Source organism: Maribacter sp. PR66 (genome assembly GCF_028464205.1).
Classification (GTDB): Bacteria; Bacteroidota; Bacteroidia; order Flavobacteriales; family Flavobacteriaceae; genus Maribacter; species Maribacter flavus.
Genome location: NZ_JAQPCH010000001.1, coordinates 644543 through 665303 on the forward strand (window position 1 = coordinate 644543; position 20761 = coordinate 665303).

Genomic DNA, 20761 nt, shown 5'->3' on the forward strand with positions numbered 1-20761 from the left:
ATGAGATCTCCCTGTTTTATGGTATTTATGACCCATGGAACATCTAGAAATTTTAAGAAAAATCAGGTTTAAACGAGGTCTCTTTGGTGGGTATAGAAAAAAAACTATTCTTAGTTTAGGAATGGTTTAAATCCTTCCGATTAAGAATTCTCCTTAACTGAAAACAGATGGCTTTCGCCGCTAAATTTTGTTCCAAAAAAAAGACCAAGAAAAATTTCTTGGTCCATTTAATTGTGTTTTTCTTTTAACTATGCCACTTGCCCGGGGGTAACCCTCATAATCCACATTTTTTCATCATAGGCATCGTTCAATTTAGAATAATAGGATATTAGGGCATTTGTCCAGGAGTCATGTTTTTTTAAGTAAACATACCTCCAATTATTTTTGGGATTGATAAAATAGCTGGCGCTGAGTCCGTAGGAATTTAAGAGCGCCACAAATCTATTGGCGTTTTTTGGGTTTGCAAAAACATTGGCGATGATATAGTAACCGGACCCGATACCATCAATTTCGTAGTTTTCAGGTTCCGTACCGTTGGCGGCCAATCTATCCTGTTGTACTACATTTTTACGGAGAACGTCCGTATCGTATTTGGAAGATTTTTCCTTTAACTTGTTTACATTGTTCACATAGGCTTCGTTGGTATACCGGTTCTCAACGTTCATGATCCAAGTCTTGCCATCATAGGCTCCGTTGAAATTTGAATCGTGGGCAGCAACAGCTTCCTCGAAAGTGTCGTATCGCTGCAAATACACGTATTTCAATCCATTGTTGGGGTTGTCAATATAATCGGCTTGAATTCCTTTGGCATCCAAACTATTTAAGAATTTGTCCAGATACTGGCCGCCTTTGTAGACATTTGCCACCACATAGTAGCCATCGGTTACATTGGGCAGGTCATTGAACTTTCTACTTTTCACCCGTTCCTGAACCACTGTTTTTTCCTGTTCCTGGTTTACCCTATTTCTTTGTGGAGGGGTATATGCCAGCACGTCTTTTTTGGTTTCTTCCCGACTGATTTCCTGCTTTGGTCGGTTCGTTCTGGACACCTCGGTATTCACTATGGCATTGGATGTACCTTTCTCTTCGAACGAATTGTTGCTTTGTGTCACATCATCCATGGCTTTTGAAGCGGCATTTACATTGGTGGCCAAGGCGTCTTGGGCCGATGTATTCCGATTGGTATTTTCTGCTGGTTTTATTTCTCGCTCCCGAGTATTTTGTGCCGATGCCAATTTTACATCGGATTCGTCACCCCTGAAGATTTCTTCGGCCCTGCGTTCCAAATCGGGACGTTCGCCATTGGTTTCGTTCCTAACCATTTTCATGACCATATTGAACCTTCGTTCCAGGTCTGCCTGTCTATTGGCCTCCAAGGAATCCTGCCGAAACATCAGCTCTTCTATAATTGCGTCGTTTTCAGCCAATTTCCTTTTCAGCTCCTCAATCTCATCATTCGTAGCAATGTTCTCCGGTTCTAAATCATTTTTCACCAATTCGTCTTCAAAATCATCTTCCAACATCACCCTGTCCTCGGTCAGATTCGGTGTGAAAGAATAGGCAAAGGAAATTTCGTGGGTAAGTCCAAAATTGTCAAAGTTGTTTGACAAGCCTTTTTCCATGGTATACCCCAAGGAAATCCGTTGGTTTAGATTAAACCCTACCCCGGCGGCAGCTCCATAAAAACTATCATAACCACCTTGGATCCAACCTATTTTTGGAAGGTCAAAAATTAAGCTTCCCCCTAAGGTGATCTTATCCTCTTCTCCATCCATTCGAACCCTTGCCAACGGCATCAAACGCCCCGCTTCCAGAATTCCGGAACTATTTTTAAACTGATGGGTATATTGCAGGTGTCCGGAATAGGTTTTCTCACTAAAATCCGTAAGGGATTCACTTGTTTTTAAATTATAATCGAATAGGTTTTCTGCAAAGGCACCAATATCAAAATTTCCGTAGGATAGGTTAAATCCCGGTTGAAAGGATAAAAGGTTCTGGTCCTGGAATCCCGCCAAAAATGGATCTTCCTCTACCGTTGTTGCACGGCCTTCGTCAAAACCACTATTGTAATAGGAAAGATTGGCCCCAAAGGTAAAATTGCTTTTATCGCTCAGTTTTACTCCGTAAGCGTAGTTTGCCAAAACACCATAATTACTTAAAGCCCCCAAACGCTGGGTATACAAACTCAATCCCAAACCGGTACGGTCGCTGATTCTACCACTATAACTCAAGAAATAGTTTTGGTTGTTATCGTCAAATTGTACCGATTGGTTCCTGTGCAATAAATTGATGTACGATTTGTCTTCCCGTACCGTAGAAAATGTTGGGTTTATCAAAAACCGATTGTATTTCAACAGGTTTTGGGAAGGTACCTCGTACCCAAAATAAGGATTGTCTTCCTGCGCTTGGGCCTTAGAAAACCCAAGGGCAAGAAGTACAAATAATAGTAGTATACGTGTTTTAGGTAGCATGTTTGGTTTTAGCGTATTACAGTGATTGTGCCCTGTTTCAGCACCTCGTTGGCATTTCGAATCTTATAATAAAACACCATGTTCTGCTTGGTAAATGCCGTTGAGGTCTGGGGCCAATTATTTTTATAGTCAAACTCATTTAACACCTCTTCTCCTTTGCCATTGTAAATGATTACGTTTACATCGGGCCTGTTGGAGTAGGAATTGGGTATTACCCATTGGTCATTGATTCCGTCACCGTTTACGGTAATGACATTGGGTACTTTGAACGTATCCAATATGGACACTTCAAACTGCCTAACAATATCACAATTCCCAATACTTGCAATCAGCGTATACGTTCCCGGTTCGGTAATGGCAGCGCTGTCCGAAGTACTAATTTCCGTGTTGTTGGGATCCATCCATCTATAGGCTGTTCCGCCGGAAGCAGTAATCGTCCTGGTAGTTCCCTCTGGAATGACCATGTTACCGGCCGGCTCCAAACTGATTAGGTTTTCGTCCAAAGGAGATATCGTAACTTCATTAGAAATCAATTCACATCCGTCACGATTCAAAATCAAACGGTATGTTCCCGTTGCGCTAATATTTAGGTCCGTATCCGTAGTGCTTATCATACTCCCGTCCAATTGCCATTCAAACGATTCAGTGGCCAAATCCAAGGAAGCACTTAAGGTTATCAAATCACTAGCGCTACAATAGACCGTGCCTGTACTACTAATAGTAACTGTATCACCGGTCAATAATTGCACGGCTAAGGCATTTGATGTTTCGTTGTATGTATCGATAGTTGCGTTCACTGTATAACTTCCATTTTCCAAGTTGGAGGCAATGCTGATGGAGTTTCCTGTTTGACCGGATATGATAGACCCATCCTTTTGCCACTGATAGGCAAAGGCATTCTTAAGATCTTCCGTGACGTTGGTTTTGGTTCCATCCGAAGCAACCGCATTAATCGTCGCGACCTCCAGCACTATACTTGTAGAAACACAGGAAGTATAATTTCCTGCATAATCCAATACCAATTCAAAAGACGCCGGTGTAACCACCACCGTAGTTTCCGAGTTTTTGCTAGTGCTGCCACAACTTCCCCCTGTTTCGGTAACCTGGGCATAGTAGTTGCCTGCCTCGGTAACGTTCAATGTGCTGGTAGTTTCACCCGCGATTTCTCCACCGTTTTTAAACCATTTGTAGGTTGGGGAATTTGCATCGGTAGCGACGGATAAGGTCTGAGGTATCGTTGGAAGCAAGACCACGTTTTCCGGGTTGACCCTAGTAACGGAATATGAGCCCGGATTGCTCATAGTAACAGGAGCGGAACGCTCGGTACAGATACCTGTCCCTGAAATCTCAACCGCATAATCCCCTTCAAATCCCGCAACACCTCCATTAACGGTATAGGTAGTTCCGATGGCGCCCATAATGGCAACATCGTTCTTATACCACTGATAGCTCCAAGTCGCATCGGTTTGGTCAATGGACAATATTTCGGAATCCGTTGGACAGAGTACCGTTTTGCTTGGTGGATTAATTGCAATACCAGAACCTGTACCGCCAATGGTAACATCCACAATGTTGGAATCCGTATTTCCGGAACCCGTACAATTGGGGCCATAATCCACGTAGGCATTGTACATACCACTTTGGGTGACGTTCAATGTGTGCCCAGTCTGGCCTGTAAGCAGGGTTCCGCTTCTATACCAAATATACTGATAGGTTTCAGGATTGGGAATGTTATCCACCAGAAGAGTAATTGGCCCTGTAGCACAAACACTTCCCGGGGGTACACCGTCCCCTAGTTCGCTAATGTTCAGGTTATTGGTGATGTCCATGTAGTACATGTTGTACGTGGGGGATTCCGTTCCAATCTTTACCGGGTCAGTACTTCGTACCCGCATTTTGTAGTTAAGACCTCGAGTGTCCGTTGGAATGGAAAAACTTACATCAAAGTCGTTCACGGTATTTTTATCTGTTACCGTAACCAATTCAGTAGGCGCCGAAAAGCTACCGTTGGCATCGGATAGTTCCAAAATAAATTCGTTACCGGCATTGACCGTACCGGCCCAAGTAACGTTCACAAAGTATTCGTTAAAGCCCCCATTACCCGCGCAGATATACCCCCAAACGGAGTTACCGGCAAGATTGGGATTATCCGCAGGTTCAGGTGCATTGATGATAATGGCCTGGGCAGAAAGCTGTAGGAAACCCAAGAACACAAGGAGGGTGGTCAAGTAGTAAGATTTGTAATTTTGTTTCATAGTGATGTGTGGTTTTGTGCCCCAAATGATAGTGATGTTGTAGGTCAAACACTTTAAACCTTTGGTACTCAAAACAAATATGACACAAATAACGCGCGTAGGGTATTTATTGTTGTAGGCCGATTCATTTTTGTTGTGAAACGCATTTTGTACAAGGTGAACCTTTTTTAATCTTAGGTTTTGCGGCAATTTTGCTACTTTTGTAGCTTGAAAAAATACAACATGAGCGAGACATCCAAGTCTTTGAATTTTATTGAACAGATCATAGAGGAAGATCTGGAAAATGGTTATTCCAAGAGCGATTTACGCTTTCGGTTTCCTCCCGAACCCAATGGCTACCTACACATAGGCCACGCGAGTTCCATTTGTCTAAATTTTGGTTTAGGCCTTCGGTATCAATCCCCTGTAAATCTTAGGTTTGACGATACCAATCCGGCCAAGGAGGAGCAGGAGTTCGTGGACGCCATCAAAAAAGATGTTTCCTGGCTTGGTTTCAAGTGGGATACCGAGCGGTATGCTTCCGATTATTTCCAGCAGTTGTATGATTGGGCGGTTCAGCTCATCAAGGATGGCAAGGCCTATGTGGACAGTCAGACTTCTGAAGAAATGGCCGTGCAAAAGGGCACCCCAACACAACCCGGAACAAATAGTCCCTTTCGAAACAGAAGCGTTGCCGAAAACCTATCCCTGTTTGAAGAGATGAAAAGCGGGGCACACAAGGAGGGTTCGCATGTGCTGAGGGCGAAAATCGATATGGCCCATACCAATATGCTTATGCGAGATCCAATCATGTACAGAATCCTGCACAGAGCGCACCACAGAACGAATACCGATTGGTGTATTTATCCCATGTATGACTGGACGCATGGTGAAAGCGACTACATTGAGCAAGTTTCCCATTCCCTTTGCACCTTGGAATTTTTGCCCCATAGAGAGCTATATGATTGGTTTTTGGACCAAGTGTACGATCCCAAAATGTTACGACCAAAACAGCGTGAATTCGCCCGAAGAAATTTGAGCCATACCGTTGTAAGCAAACGAAAACTGGCACAGTTGGTGGCCGAAAAAGTAGTCACCGGATGGGACGACCCCAGAATGCCCACCATCTCAGGAATGCGAAGAAGGGGGTATACGCCGGAGTCCATCCGTAATTTTGCCGATACCATAGGAATCGCAAAAAGGGACAACCTAATCGATGTTTCCCTCTTGGAATTCCATGTGCGAGAAGACCTTAACAGAACGACCCCCAGGGTCATGGGTGTACTAGACCCCTTAAAGGTGGTCATCACCAATTATCCAGAGGGCCACGAAGAATGGCTGGAGGCAGAAAACAGTCCCGAGGACGAATCGTTAGGCTTTAGGCAAGTTCCTTTTTCAAGGGAATTATATATTGAGAAGGACGACTTTAAGGAGGAGGCCAACAAAAAGTTTTTCCGCTTGAAGTTGGGCGGAGAGGTTCGTCTAAAAAACGCCTATATTGTCAAGGCCGAAAGTTGCACCAAAGATACCGATGGGAATATTATTGAGGTACAATGTACGTATGACCCCAAAAGCAAAAGCGGAAGCGGTAACCCCGAAAGCCTAAGAAAGGTCAAGGGAACCTTGCATTGGGTGTCCATACAGCATGCCGTTCCTTCTGAAATACGATTGTATGACCGCTTGTTTACACATGAAAGTCCGGATACCCAAAAGGACAAGGATTTTATGGAATTTATAAATCCAAACTCCCTGGAGGTCATCACCGGGTATGTAGAGCCAAGTTTGAAAGAGACGAAGATTGGTGACCGCATTCAGTTTCAGCGCATGGGCTACTTCTGTGTGGATAAAGATTCTACTGAAGAAGAACTTGTGTTTAACAAGACCGTTGGGCTTCGGGATTCTTGGGCCAAGATCCAGCAGAAAGCGGAGTAAATCAACCAAACACAAACACGTAAGAATTAAAAATTCCAAATCCAGTGCACCCATAATTCCAATACTGGTCCAAAGCGTATATGAATAAGGTTAAACCAAGTGGTATATTTAAATTAAAAGGCGCGGTGATTAAACTTCCGCGCCTTTTTGATTTATTCTTTTGCTCTCCCCTTATCAATTGACTTGGCGTCCTTACTTTTTTTCATTTGCTCCCCGATCATATTACTGGCCGTAAAGGAAGCGACCATATTGTTCAGCATATCGCTACCAGCTTGAGGCGAATTTGGCAATAAGATCAAATTGGTATTCGTTTCTTCACCGATGCTTTGTAATGTATCGTAGTGTTGGGTGACAACGATCAAAGCGGAGGCTTCTTGGGAGTTGATGCCCACCTTGTTCAACACCTCTACGGATTCCTCTAGACCCCGTGCAATTTCACGTCGCTGGTCTGCAATACCCTGCCCTTGTAATCGCTTGCTTTCCGCTTCTGCCTTGGCCTTTTCAACGATAAGGATTCGGGCGGCATCACCCTCAAATTGGGCTGCGATTTTTTCCCTTTCGGAAGCGTTGATTCGGTTCATGGCCGCTTTCACCTGTGGGTCTGGGTCAATATCCGTTACCAAAGTCTTTATGATGTCAAATCCATATTCAAGCATGGCGTCGTTAAGTTCTGCCTTTACCGCAAGTGCTATATCGTCCTTTTTTACAAAGACATCGTCCAGTTTCATTTTGGGCACTTCGGCACGTACCACATCAAAAACATAGGAAGTTATCTGTTCGTGCGGGTAATCCAATTTGTAAAATGCGTCATACACCTTGTCCTTAATGACCATGTATTGCACGGAAACCTTTAGCCGTACAAAAACGTCGTCTAAGGTTTTTGTTTCAATGATAACGTCCAATTGCTGGATTTTTAAGCTTAATCTTCCGGCAATGCGCTGCACGAAGGGTATTTTAAATTGTAACCCAGAATGCCTAATGCTGCTAAACCTTCCAAAGGTTTCAATAACCGCGGCCGTTTGCTGTTTTACGATAAAAACAAAGGACATAAGTACCAGCCCTAAAATAATTACAATCGGTATTAAAATAAAGTTTCCCATGATTCCTTGTTTAAAGTTAATTTGGATGAATGTACGAAATCGTACCTTTTTATTAGTACGCTTTGTGTTCGTTTTGTTACAAATTTCATAAGGTAGTACTTTTTTGGTGGGCTGGCATTAACCGCATCAATAGCCAAAAAGCTGTGTAAAATTGTAATTCCGATACTATTTCCCTTCCTTTTCTTTGCCTCTCCATAGAAAAGGAAGCAAAAGAAAGGAGACTTTCCAGCAGGAATTTTTACTTCGTAAAACCCATCTCGAAACTCGGCCGTTCCGCTTCACGGAACAGGTTCCATCCCGAGCTTTCTCGATGTATTCTTCTGGAAAGGAAACCATACATTCAACTTTATGTTTTCAAATTGACTTCTCTAAAGTTGATTGTGATTATCACTACTACGCCAAAAAACCCCTTGCGGTGTGTCATGTTTCCAAGCCGTTTACACAAAAATCCCGGCGGTTTGTAAAGTATTCTATTCATATTATTCTTGTTTTCTTATCTTATTAAGTATCTAAAAACCGCCAAAATGAAAAATTACCCGTTTCACGCCCCACTCGCTGTGTTCCTTCTTCTGTTAACCACCGTTTTTATTCTCTTAGCGTCTTGTAAGGACGGTACTTCAACTACCGCGGAAACGGATCAAGCCGTTACTAAAATCGATGTACAAGCCGAACTTGATAAGATAGAGGAAATGCGGGATTCCTTTCAAAAGACCGTACGAGAAAAACGCTATGGCGATCTAGGAAGTTTCGTAACCAAGGACCTTATTTCCATAGGGCCGGGGAGTGAAGATTGGAACGCCTATAGAAAACTCAGGGAACAACACGGTAACAAGTTCCGTTATGACAGTATCATCATGAGCCCAAAGGAAACCGTCATCCTATCCGATACCATGGCCTATGATTTTGGGGTTAGCCGAACTTTTTACACGGATGAAACCGGTACCGTTCATGAAATGGGCGATACCTTTCTGGTACTTCTGAAAAAGGTTAACGGAGAATGGAAATTGTACCGGGAATTGGCGTCTTCGCAGGTAGAGTAATCTAAATTTTGTACTTTCAATAAGGTTTGCAACCGTAACCAGAACTATTTGTACATGCCTTTAAGCTTTTAATATTTTGGATAACAACGTTTCTGAATTTATTTCAAAACAAGAAAAATGGTCCCATGAACTTCAATTATTACGGGAAATCGTGCTTTCCTGTGGTCTTGAAGAAACCTTTAAGTGGCGTTCACCCTGCTATACCTTTGAGGGCAAAAATGTAGTTATTCTGGGTGCGTTAAAGGACTTTTGTTGTTTGAGTTTTTTCAAGGGCGTTCTCCTCAAAGATTCCGAGGGTATTTTGAAACAACAAGGCGAAAACACGCAATCCGGGAGAATAGTTCCGTTTACCGATACGGCCAAAATCCATCGGTTAAAACCCGTTCTAAAAGCCTATGTTTTTGAGGCGATCGAAGTTGAAAAGTCGGGACAAAAGGTCGAATTCAACACCCCCGACGAACTGGAGCTTCCCGACGAATTGGAAGTCGCCTTTCAACAGGATGCAGAATTCCAAAATGCCTTTCAAAGCCTCACTCCCGGCAGGCAAAAGGGATATTTGTTGTTCTTTTCAGGCGCAAAGCAATCGGCCACCAGGGCGTCGAGAATCGAAAAATACCGTTCGCGCATCTTTGATGGTAAGGGCCTGCACGATTGTATTTGCGGCCATTCCAAAAAAATGCCTTCCTGTGATGGGTCACATTAGTATCTTTGAGAAAAAGTTGTTTCGCTTCTTATTAGATATTCTACATAATCCATTAAATTGTAGGGTTTTGTAGGAACCCGCAGTCTTAGTCGTGAATAAATTAGACTATCTCTTTTTGCTCCTGGCCCTAGTCGCCGAAATTGTGGGCACCATTGGTGGCTTTGGGTCTTCCGTCTTTTTTGTGCCCATGGGCAATTTCTTTTTCGATTTTCATTTTGTGCTGGGGCTCACGGCCCTGTTCCATTTGTTCAGTAACGTTAGTAAAATCGTGCTGTTCAAAAAGGGTCTTGACAAAAAACTGCTGATAAACATAGGGGTTCCATCGGTAATCTTTGTCATTATTGGTGGCTACATGACCAAAATAGTGGATAGTTTCATCTTGGAAATTGTACTCGCCCTTTTCCTGGTTGGTTTGAGCCTTTTGTTTCTGGTCAAAAAGGATTTGGTAATCAATCCGAACAGGAAAAATGCCATTACCGGCGGTGTTCTATCCGGATTTTCGGCCGGGCTATTGGGAACCGGGGGCGCCATCAGGGGGCTTACCATGGCGACTTTCAATCTGGAAAAAAGTGTCTTTATAGCGACCTCTGCATTCATTGATTTTTTTATCGATTTTACAAGAACCTTTGTCTACTTCAACAATGGCTACATTCACAAGGAACATCTCATTTACCTGCCTTTCTTGTTGGTCGTTGGGATATTGGGCACGTATGTGGGAAAACGCATCCTTCATTTTATAGAACAGGATAAGTTCAAGACCATTTCCTTGCTCCTTATCTTGTTGATAGGTGTGGTTACCTTGGGGAACGTTTTGATTAAAACGACCTAATCGTTAAAAACAAAAACGTTTTTCTTTTGTCCCGCTTTGCGGATGGACTATTTTAGGGCAAGCATATCTTTAATCTTGCGCGTATGTCCCAAATAAAACGGATTCTGAGCCTCCTGCTTTGCCTTGGTCTTTTATTGTTGTCCGCTTGTAAAAGCGGTTCAAAAACTATATCGGCACCAACGGAAAATTCCGGTTCATCCGGGGAACGGCCCTATGTGGTCCTGGCTTCCCTGGATGGTTTTCGGTGGGACTATGTGGAACGATTTCGCCCTCCGTTCTTACATAAATTCATAGAAAATGGTGTCAAGGCCTCTTCGTTGATTCCCTCATTTCCTACGAAGACTTTCCCAAACCATTATACGATAGCCACAGGGATGTACCCCGATAAGCACGGGCTGCTGGGAAATTCCTTCTATAGCCATAAAAAGGACAAAACCTACCGCATTGGCAAACGGGAATTTGTGGAAGACGGGTCGTTTTATAATGGCACACCACTTTGGGTACAGGCGGCAAAATCAGGAATAGTTTCCGCCAGCTATTTTTTTGTGGGTTCGGAAGCCAATATACAAGGTATCTGGCCTACGTACTACAAAAAGTACGACGCCTCCATAAAAAACGAGGAGCGAGTATCCCAAGTGCTTGATTGGCTCTCCTTGCCCGATGCCCAACGGCCCCACATGATCACGATGTATTTTTCCGATATGGACGATGTGGGCCATTCGTTTGGACCCAATGCCGATGCTGAACTGGAACCTGTCTTGATGGCCTTGGATTTAAACCTACGCAAGCTTTATGAAGGCATTAAAGCAACGGGTCTGCCCGTGGACCTAATCATCGTGTCCGACCATGGTATGGCGGAAGTGCCCAAAGAGCGATACATTCCAATAGACCCAATTATAAACGATTCCCTATACACGGTGGTGGATAACGGGGCCATTGTCAATCTTCATCTGAAAGACCCCAACAATCTTGAAAATACACTAGCGAATCTGCGCCAGAAAGAAAACCATTTTAAGGTGTACAAAACAACGGAAACCCCGGGGTTTGAATATGTTCCCAAAAATCCCGATTGGGGAGAAATTCAGGTTGTGCCCAATTTTGGCTATTATTTTGCGAAACGGGAAAAAATAGACAACGTCATTTCCAAACCCAAAACGTCCTTTGGAGTACATGGCTACGACCCTGCACATAAGGAAATGCACGGGATATTCTATGCCCAAGGCCCTAGTTTTAAAAGCGGTTTGGAAATCGCTTCTTTTAAGAACATTCATATATACCCCTTGGTATGTAAAATCCTTGGTTTGCCCGTTCCTAAAGATATAGACGGAAACCTAACTGCAGTTCAGGAGGTTCTTAAATAGCTTAAAAATAGGCTAGGCGAGTGCCGAAATCGCCTTGTTTATCCGCTCTAAACTTTCTTCTTTGCCGATCAACGCCATGATATCGAAAATATGCGGGCCTTTCATGTCACCGACCAAAACCAGACGTAATGGGGGCATGACCTTACCAAAAGACAGTTCCTTTTCAGAAATCCATTTTTTCACCTCCAATTCCACATTCTCTGAAGAAAAGTCGGCTATGCCGTCTATAAAACTTGCCAAGTTTTGCATGATTTCTTGGGTATCGTCCTTCCATTGCTTTTTAACCGCTTTTTCCTGGTACTTGGTAGGTGCTACGAAAAAGTAATCGCCCAATTCCCAAAAATCCGAAACAAACGTGGCGCGATCCTTGATCAGGGAAACTACTTTCTGGACATAATCATTGGATGTTGATGTGATTCCCTTTTCTTTTAAATGTAACTGAAAGGCTTCGGCCAATGTTGCATCGTCTTTTTGATGCATATACTGCTGATTATACCACCTGGTTTTATCCGGGTCGAACCGTGCTCCCGATTTGTTTACCCTTTCCAAGGAGAAGGAATCCACCAATTCTTCCAAAGTAAACAACTCCTGTTCCGTTCCCGGGTTCCAGCCCAGTAAGGCCAAAAAGTTCACCACGGCTTCCGGAAAATAGCCCGCCTCCCTGTATCCCACGGATTCGTTCCAAGATAATGGAAAAACAGGAAAACCTCCCTTTTCACCATCCCGCTTGCTCAATTTGCCCTTTCCAACAGGTTTCATGATCAGAGGCAAATGCGCAAATTGAGGCGCCTGCCAGCCAAAAGCATCGTACAATTGTTGGTGCAGCGCCAAAGAGGGCAGCCATTCCTCGCCCCGTATCACATGGCTGATCTCCATGAGATGGTCGTCTACAATATTGGCCAAATGGTAGGTAGGCATCCCATCGCTTTTAAAAAGCACCTTATCGTCAAGGGTGTTTGTGTCGATTTCAATATCACCACGTATGATATCCTTCAAATGTAGTTTCTCATCGGGCGGGGTTAAAAAGCGTATGACGTACTCTTCCCCGGCATCTATTCTTCGTTGTACCTCTTCGGGGGTCATGGAGAGGGAGTTGTCCAGTTTGAGTCGGTTATGCCAATTGTAGATAAAGGTCTTGCCTTTTTTTTCGTGGTCATTTCGGTGAAAATCCAACTTTTTGGCCGTGTCAAAGGCATAATATGCCTTGCCCTTTTCAATGAGGTCCAGAGCGAATTTTTTGTATAAATGTTTCCGTTCGCTCTGCCTGTATGGACCATATTTCCCTAAGGTATTGCCCTTAGCGGTTGGGGAGGACGGTCCCTCGTCAAAGGGAATGCCGCACCAGTTCAGCGAATCTACAATATATTGCTCCGCACCTTCTACGAACCTGTTCTGGTCCGTGTCCTCAATACGGAGGATAAAATCACCCTTGTGTTTTTTGGCGAATAGGTAATTGAACAAAGCGGTCCTAACACCGCCTATATGCAAAGGTCCCGTGGGACTTGGCGCAAATCGTACTCTAACTTTCTGTGTCATTTGACAAAGGTATAAAAAGCGATGCTGAAGGGAAAGGGCTCATTTTGATGGTGGAAATAATTTTATGGAGGCTTCCGGTTCTCGATTTAGTATCGTTAAGTCTCGGATTAAGTGCCTTTTAACAAATTTTTTCTGTCCTTAAAAACCAAAAGGGTATATCTTGGTATAAAAATCCTTTGCCATTGCAGTTTTACAATCTCATATTAGGAAAATTAAACGACTTCATTAAAGCCCATTACACCCAAAAATTGATCAAGGGGGTTATCCTCTTTTTTGCTCTTGGGCTGCTGTTTTTTTTAGCGGTAGTAGGTGTTGAGTTTGCCCTGTGGTTGAATTCAACCTGGCGGCTCACATTGTTTCTTATCTTTTTGGCCGTAGAGCTTTTCCTTTTATACCGATATATTGGAATTCCTCTGTTCTATCTTTTCAAACTAAAAAAGGGCATCACGCCAAAGGACGCCTCCCTCATGATCGGAAAACATTTCCCGGAAGTTGGCGACAAATTGTACAACCTTTTGGATTTGGCCGATAATACGGAAAAATCAGAACTGTTGCTGGCAAGTATCGAACAGCGCTCTGAACATCTGAAAACGATTCCTTTTAAAAGGGCAATTAACACCAAGGAACCTTTAAAATATGTGAAGTTTGCCTTGTTGCCCTTGATGATTATTGGGCTGTTGTGGATTTCCGGCAATTGGAGTTCCTTTTTTGGAAGTTATTCCCGTGTAGTCAATTACAATATGGCCTATGAACCTCCCGCGCCTTTTAGGTTCGAATTGTTGAATACACAATTACAGGTAATAGAAAGTAAGCCCTTCACCTTCCAAGTGGCAACGGAAGGTTCGCTAAAACCGGATAATGTGTACGTTGTTTTTCAGGATAAGGAAATCTTGCTACAAGAGGAAAATGGAGTATTTCAGTATACCTTGTCACCGCCCATCACATCGGGGCGATTCATGTTCAAAGGTAGTGGGATAGAGTCCAGGGAATATGGGCTGGTTGCCTTGAAGGCGCCCGCCATATCGGATTTTAACATGCGATTGGAGTATCCTGCATATATCAATAAACTTCCAGAGGTCATAAAAAGTACCGGAAACGCCTTAATACCCGAAGGAACCAAAATAACCTGGGAGATAAAAGGCCAGGACACCGAGGAAATTAAACTAGTTGCAAAGGATACGTCTTTGCTGTTTAACAATAACGGGGACGATTTCAGCCTTTCCAAAAGAATCTATGCGAATTGGGACTATCAACTGGCCACATCCAATGCCAACATACGGGAATATGAGACCCTAAATTATTCGTTTCAGGTAATCAAGGATGCGTATCCAACGGTGAAGGTGGAGCAAGTCTTGGACTCCCTTGAACCGAATATTTCCTATTACTCAGGGGAGGCCACGGATGATTATGGACTTAAAAAGATTGAACTGGTCTATTTTGAACAAGGAAGCGAGCAAGATGAGAACATTATTGAGCTGAGCCGACCAAAATCCAATTTTCATCCATTCTACTATACGTTTCCCTCTGGGCTGAAATTGGAAGAAGGCAAAAAATATGCCTTCTATTTTAAGGTTACGGACAATGATGCCATCCATGGTGGAAAATCGGTTAAAAGCACCGTGTTCTCCCAACAAATTTTAGACAATAACCAATTGAAAAACAAAGAGTTGGAGTCTCAACAGTTGCTGATTAACAACTTGGACAAATCCTTGGAAAAGGCTGCCGAGCAACGTGATAACCTTAAGGAAATCAACACTTTACAGAAAGAAAAAAACCGATTGGATTTTAATGACCAACGTCAGGTATCCGATTTTTTAGAAAAACAGGAGCGACAGGAGCAATTGATGGAGAAATTCAGCCGGGAACTAAAGGAAAATCTGGAAAAAGGGGTGAAGGACGACAAATTGAACCAGTTATTGCAAGAGCGTTTGGAGCGGCAGGAAATGGAGGCCAAGAAGAACCAAAAACTTCTGGAAGAACTCAATAAGATTGCCGATAAAATCAACAAAGAGGAACTGACACAACGTTTGGAGGAACTGGGCAAAAAACAGCAAAACTCCGAGCGTAGCCTTGAACAATTGGTGGAGCTGACCAAACGGTATTACGTTACCGAAAAGGCCGCACAGTTGGCAAGCGATCTGGAAAAACTTTCAGAAAAACAGCAAGCGCTTGCCGCAGAAGAAATTGCCACGGAATCCTCAAAACAAGAACAGGAAAAATTGAACGGGGAATTTGATAGAATCGCAAAAGATTTGGATGAACTGAAAAAAGACAATGCGGATCTAAAAAAACCTATGGACTTAAGTATCGACAAGGCGAAGCAGGCGGGAATCCAAGAAAACCAAGATAACGCGTTGGAGGAAATTCAAAACCACGAAGAGTCGAAAGAAAAGTCGGATAACGAAGGCATGGAACAAAGTGCCAATAAAACCAAGCAAAATCAAAAATCGGCCGCACAAAAAATGAAGGAAATGAGTGAAGAGCTCGGACAGTTATCCATGAGTGGGTCTTCCGGCAGTGATTCCGTGGCAGAGGATGCTGAAATGCTGCGTCAGATTTTGGACAACCTCATCATTTTCTCGTTCAAACAGGAAAGTCTCTATGATAAACTGAGCGAACAGGACAGGGAAGATATTTCCCATTATTCCGAAACTGTTCGTAGCCAAAACGAGCTACGCAGTCTTTTTGAACATGTGGATGATAGTTTGTTTGCGCTTTCGTTGCGCCAAGCAGAGCTTTCGGAATTTGTGAACGAGCAAATTACAGAGGTCTATTACAACATTGACAAGTCCTTGGAAAGCGTCGCGGAAGGACAAATATACCAAGGAGTATCCTATCAGAAATACGTGCTTACAGCATCGAACAGTCTCGCTGATTTTTTGGCACATGTGCTTGAAAACATGCAGCAAAGCATGCAAATGGGCCAGGGAAGCGGTCAAAGCCAGGGAGGATTTCAGCTTCCGGACATCATTAAACAACAACAGTCCCTTGGGGAAAAAATGGGGGAGTCTGGTAGCCAGGGTCAATCAGGACAGGAAGGGAATCAACAGGGTAATCAAGGTAAGGAAGGAAACCAAGGAGGAGAACAGGGCATTCAGGGACAAAATGGAGAGCAAGGAGAACAAGGGAATAATGGAAACGAGGGAAGTGGGCAAGGAGAAGGTGGTCAATCCGGGGAGGGTGAAAACGGTACTAATAGGCAAAACCAAGGATCCGGAAATTCTCAAGGTAGCGATGGTTTGAGCGAAAGCGAGCTGCAAGAAATCTATGAAATTTATCAGGAGCAGCAACGCATCAAACAAGAGTTGGAAAGGCAGTTGGAAAACCTCATTAATGAAGGTGATCGCAAATTGGGGGAAAAGCTTATTCGCCAAATGGAAGATTTTCAGAACGACCTCCTTGAAAATGGTATTACGCAACGGACATTAAGCAAGGCCAACACCATACAATACGAATTGTTGAAACTAGAAAACGCTTCTTTAAAACAAGGAAAAAAAACAGAGCGGGAAAGTAACAGCAACAAAAAGGACTTCATCAATCCCATAACCACCAAACCCTCATTACTAGATAATTATCGTAACGAGATAGAAATTTTAAATAGACAAGCCTTACCTTTGCGCCAAAATTTTCAAAACAAGGTAAAAGAGTACTTCAAAGGCAATGATTGAATTTTATTTTGAGACGGAGGTTAAAATTTCCAATACAGAAAAATACAGGAGCTGGGTTTCAAAGATTGTTACGACTGAAGGGTATACTATAGGCGAACTGAATTACATTTTTTGCGACGATAGCTATTTGTTGGAAATCAATCAAAAATATTTACGGCACGACACCCTTACCGATATTATAACCTTTGATTATACCACAGGGAAAACAATGTCGGCAGACATATACATATCCACAGAACGTGTCCGGGAAAATGCTGTAAGCTACCAAGCAACTTTTGAAAACGAACTTTTACGGGTAATGTCCCATGGTATACTTCATTTAGCTGGGTACAAGGACAAGGAAGAGGAGCACAAAAAAGAAATGCGCATAAAAGAAGATGAAAAAATAAAAATGTTCCACGTGGAACAGTAGAAATTATGTTTGGAGAAATTTATGATGTTATTGTAGTAGGAGGAGGCCATGCAGGGGCGGAGGCAACAGCCGCTGCGGCCAATATGGGATCAAAAACACTCTTGGTTACGATGAACCTACAAACAATTGGACAAATGTCCTGCAACCCTGCCATGGGCGGAATTGCCAAAGGACAAATCGTTCGTGAAATAGATGCCTTGGGAGGTTATTCCGGAATTATAACGGATAAATCTGCTATTCAGTTTAAAATGTTGAACAAATCCAAAGGACCGGCCATGTGGAGTCCTCGGGCCCAAAGTGACCGGATGCGATTTGCAGAAGAGTGGCGCCTAGCACTTGAAAGAACACCCAATGTAGATTTTTATCAAGAAATGGTGACGGGGCTTCTTTTGGAAAAAAACAAAGTTATGGGAGTTAAAACATCCCTTGGTATTGAAATATGGGGAAAATCCGTCATACTTACAAATGGTACTTTTTTAAACGGTTTAATCCATATTGGAGAAAAACAATTTGGAGGTGGAAGGGCCGGAGAAAAGGCTGCAACAGGAATTACCGAACAATTGGTCGATTTGGGATTTGACAGCGGGCGCATGAAGACCGGTACCCCTCCAAGAGTAGATGGAAGGTCCTTGGACTATTCAAAAATGATTCCCCAACCCGGTGACGACAAACCCGAAAAGTTCTCCTATTTAAACACACCTGTATTAAAAAAACAAAGAGACTGTCACATGACCCATACCAGTGCCCTAGTTCACGACTTGCTACGTGAAGGTTTTGATAGATCTCCCATGTTCAATGGTAGGATAAAGAGTATTGGCCCGAGATACTGTCCGTCCATAGAGGATAAGATAAATAGATTTGCCGATAAGGATTCACATCAAATGTTTATAGAGCCTGAAGGATGGGACACTGTTGAAATATATGTAAATGGATTTTCAACCTCATTACCGGAAGATGTACAATTTAAAGCATTACGGTCCGTCAAAGGTTTTGAAAATGTCAAATTCTTCCGTCCAGGTTATGCCATAGAATATGATTATTTTCCACCAACCCAATTAAAGCACACCTTGGAAACAAAATTGATAAAGAACCTATATTTTGCTGGTCAAATCAATGGAACTACAGGTTATGAAGAAGCTGCCTCCCAAGGGCTAATGGCAGGCATCAATGCACATTTAAAAATAAATGAAAAAGAAGCTTTTACACTACAACGCGATGAAGCGTACATAGGGGTATTGATAGACGATCTTATCACCAAGGGAACGGAAGAGCCTTATAGAATGTTCACTTCCCGAGCCGAATATAGGACCCTATTGAGACAAGATAATGCCGATTTAAGACTGACCCCTAAAGGATATAAATTAGGATTGGCAAAAGAAGGTAGGTTAAAAAGAATGGAAGAAAAACTAGAGAAATCGGCAGCCTTTGTTAGATTTTTTAAAAATACAAGTGTACTGCCAGAGCAAATGAATCCAATTCTTGAGGAGGTGCAATCGGCCCCAATAAAACAATCAGATAAAATGTTCAAATTGTTCTCAAGACCAAAAGTTACCATGGAACATATGCTTACACTTGAATCTGTATCCGAATTTGTTAGTTTCAATAGCTTGGATAATGAAGTACTCGAGCAGGCAGAAATTCAAGTTAAATACTCGGGTTATATTGAAAAGGAAAAAGTAAATGCCGATAAACTAAACCGACTTGAATCTTTAAAAATTCCTGATAATTTTGATTATAAGAAATTGAAATCCTTATCCTTTGAAGCGCGCGAAAAACTGTCAGCAATAAAGCCAGTCACTATATCTCAAGCATCCAGAATCAGTGGTGTTACACCGAGTGATATTAGTGTTCTACTAGTATACCTTGGTAGGTAAAGTCACATTGTTCCACGTGGAACGATCCAACAAATCCTTAATAAATATATGTCAAGATATCTCACTACAAAGGATTACTTTAATACCCAGGAGGAATTTCATCTAGAATACATAACCGAACTAGATATGCTGAAAACGTATCCAGTACCCAAAAATCTAGAAACATATTACGATCACCCAGACTATATTTCACATACAGACCAAAATAAAAAATATATAGATAAAATCTATCAATTTATAAAAACTTATAATTTAAATAAGAAAGTTCGACTAATCAAAAAACTAAGAACTACTGAAAAAACAATTCTAGATATTGGAGCAGGTACAGGCGACTTTTTAAAATACGCCCAAAAAGATGGTTGGCAAATCCACGGGGTAGAACCAAACCATCAAGCAAGAATAAAAGCACTCACAAAAGAAATAACCCTAAAGGAATCACTAGCGGATATACCAGAGGACAAATTTGATGTTATCACATTATGGCATGTACTTGAACACATTCCAGATTTGGAAAGCGAAATAAAAAATATTCAAAATAAACTAAAACTGAACGGATACTTAGTTATAGCGGTACCAAATTACAAATCCTATGACGCAAAACACTACAAACAATTCTGGGCTGCTTACGACACCCCACGACATTTATGGCACTTCTCCAAGGAATCAATAAAAAGACTTTTTAAACCATACAAACTGAAACTAGTTCAAACGAAACCAATGCTTTTCGATTCCTTTTATGTATCCCTACTTTCCGAAAAGTACAAAAGCGGTAATAATAATTATTTAATGGCTTTTTTAATAGGATTGATATCAAACATCAAAGGTTTACTAAGTAAAGAATATTCTTCCCATATATATATTCTTAAAAAAGCTAAATAACTAAATAGCGATTCGCACAAGAAGAAATAAAAGTAAATAAGGATATACCATACCCTATATTAAAAAAGGTCTTAAAATGGCTTAAAATGTGGTGTATACAATAATATAAACCAATAAAAAATAAGATTTTCATAAGAAATAACTATACTCTATATATTAACAAAGCTTTCTTACTTTTGCCACAAATTAATAAAAACAAAAATGAAAAAATTAATCCTTGGAATAACACTACTTACCATCCTTTCATGTACACAAGAAAAAATTGCGTTTGTAGACAACGTAAAACTTATGAATGAATATCAAGAAAAAATTGATATAGAAACAAAATACAAAGAAAAAGCAGAAGCTCTTGGTAAAAAGCGTGATAGTATATCCCAAAAATTTCAAGCAGAAGCTACGGAATTTCAAACAAGAGCCCAAAGCATGACACAAAACGCTGCACAACAAGAATATGCCCAATTTCAACAAAGAGGTCAACAAATGGGACAACAACTCCAAATGGAAGACCAACAATTACAAATTCAGGGACAAACAGAAATGGATAGCATTGTTTCCAAAGTAAAAAAGGAAATACAGGCTTATGGTAAAGCAAATGGTTACAGCTATATACTAGGAGGCGGAGAAGGGGGTAGTGTTCTCTATGGAAAAGAAACCCATGACATCACAACTGAAATCATAACCATCCTAAATAACAAGTACAAAAAATAATTTATTAGAAAACC

The 20761-nt window shown here is 41.9% G+C and carries 14 protein-coding genes; 10 read left to right on the plus strand and 4 right to left on the minus strand.

What is annotated here, in order from left to right:
• Positions 1-248: 248 nt before the first annotated feature.
• Together PP181_RS02775 and PP181_RS02780 are read right to left on the minus strand one after the other, a co-directional pair.
• Complete coding sequence (locus tag PP181_RS02775; RefSeq protein WP_272635892.1) at positions 249-2471, minus strand: PorP/SprF family type IX secretion system membrane protein; 2223 nt, start codon at positions 2469-2471, stop codon at positions 249-251.
• Between the two features lie 8 nt (positions 2472-2479).
• Positions 2480-4726, minus strand: a complete 2247-nt coding sequence (locus tag PP181_RS02780; RefSeq protein ID WP_272635893.1) for a gliding motility-associated C-terminal domain-containing protein — start codon at positions 4724-4726, stop codon at positions 2480-2482.
• A gap of 222 nt (positions 4727-4948) precedes the next feature.
• Between PP181_RS02780 and PP181_RS02785 the strand changes: the two genes are divergently transcribed.
• Positions 4949-6637, plus strand: coding sequence for a glutamine--tRNA ligase/YqeY domain fusion protein (locus PP181_RS02785; protein WP_272635894.1), 1689 nt, complete (start codon positions 4949-4951; stop codon positions 6635-6637).
• Positions 6638-6789: 152 nt separating this feature from the next.
• On the opposite strand, the gene PP181_RS02790 is transcribed toward PP181_RS02785, so the two are convergent.
• The gene (locus PP181_RS02790; RefSeq protein ID WP_154917731.1) at positions 6790-7737 is read right to left on the minus strand and encodes an SPFH domain-containing protein; all 948 of its coding nucleotides are present in this window, start codon (positions 7735-7737) and stop codon (positions 6790-6792) included.
• A 524-nt stretch (positions 7738-8261) separates the two neighbouring features.
• On the opposite strand from PP181_RS02790, the gene PP181_RS02795 reads away from it, so the two are divergent.
• From PP181_RS02795 to PP181_RS02810, 4 genes are all read left to right on the plus strand, one after another.
• Positions 8262-8777 carry a hypothetical protein gene (locus PP181_RS02795; RefSeq protein ID WP_272635895.1) on the plus strand — a complete coding sequence of 172 codons (516 nt, stop codon included), beginning with the start codon at positions 8262-8264 and terminating at the stop codon, positions 8775-8777.
• Positions 8778-8853: 76 nt separating this feature from the next.
• The gene (locus tag PP181_RS02800; RefSeq protein WP_272635896.1) at positions 8854-9480 is read left to right on the plus strand and encodes a DUF1801 domain-containing protein; all 627 of its coding nucleotides are present in this window, start codon (positions 8854-8856) and stop codon (positions 9478-9480) included.
• A 91-nt stretch (positions 9481-9571) separates the two neighbouring features.
• On the plus strand, positions 9572-10309 hold the full coding sequence (locus PP181_RS02805) for a sulfite exporter TauE/SafE family protein (RefSeq protein ID WP_272635897.1): 738 nt from the start codon (positions 9572-9574) through the stop codon (positions 10307-10309).
• An 83-nt stretch (positions 10310-10392) separates the two neighbouring features.
• Entirely contained in the window at positions 10393-11670 is a 1278-nt protein-coding gene (locus PP181_RS02810) for an alkaline phosphatase family protein (RefSeq protein ID WP_272635899.1), read from the plus strand.
• Positions 11671-11682: 12 nt separating this feature from the next.
• Here PP181_RS02810 and gltX read toward each other — a convergent pair whose 3' ends face one another.
• A complete protein-coding gene (gene gltX, locus PP181_RS02815) occupies positions 11683-13206 on the minus strand; it encodes a glutamate--tRNA ligase (protein ID WP_272635900.1) in 1524 nt (507 codons plus the stop codon).
• Between the two features lie 182 nt (positions 13207-13388).
• Between gltX and PP181_RS02820 the strand changes: the two genes are divergently transcribed.
• From PP181_RS02820 to PP181_RS02840, 5 genes are all read left to right on the plus strand, one after another.
• Positions 13389-16874: a DUF4175 family protein gene (locus PP181_RS02820; protein WP_272635902.1), complete on the plus strand. Its 3486-nt coding sequence runs from the start codon at positions 13389-13391 to the stop codon at positions 16872-16874.
• Entirely contained in the window at positions 16867-17286 is a 420-nt protein-coding gene (ybeY, locus tag PP181_RS02825) for an rRNA maturation RNase YbeY (protein ID WP_154917737.1), read from the plus strand. The genes PP181_RS02820 and ybeY overlap by 8 nt, the downstream gene beginning before the upstream one ends.
• Positions 17287-17291: 5 nt before the next feature.
• On the plus strand, positions 17292-19160 hold the full coding sequence (gene mnmG, locus PP181_RS02830) for a tRNA uridine-5-carboxymethylaminomethyl(34) synthesis enzyme MnmG (RefSeq protein ID WP_272635903.1): 1869 nt from the start codon (positions 17292-17294) through the stop codon (positions 19158-19160).
• Positions 19161-19208: 48 nt separating this feature from the next.
• A complete protein-coding gene (locus PP181_RS02835; RefSeq protein ID WP_272635904.1) occupies positions 19209-20039 on the plus strand; it encodes a class I SAM-dependent methyltransferase in 831 nt (276 codons plus the stop codon).
• Positions 20040-20240: 201 nt separating this feature from the next.
• The gene (locus PP181_RS02840; RefSeq protein WP_138256665.1) at positions 20241-20747 is read left to right on the plus strand and encodes an OmpH family outer membrane protein; all 507 of its coding nucleotides are present in this window, start codon (positions 20241-20243) and stop codon (positions 20745-20747) included.
• The last annotated feature ends 14 nt before the right edge of the window (positions 20748-20761 follow it).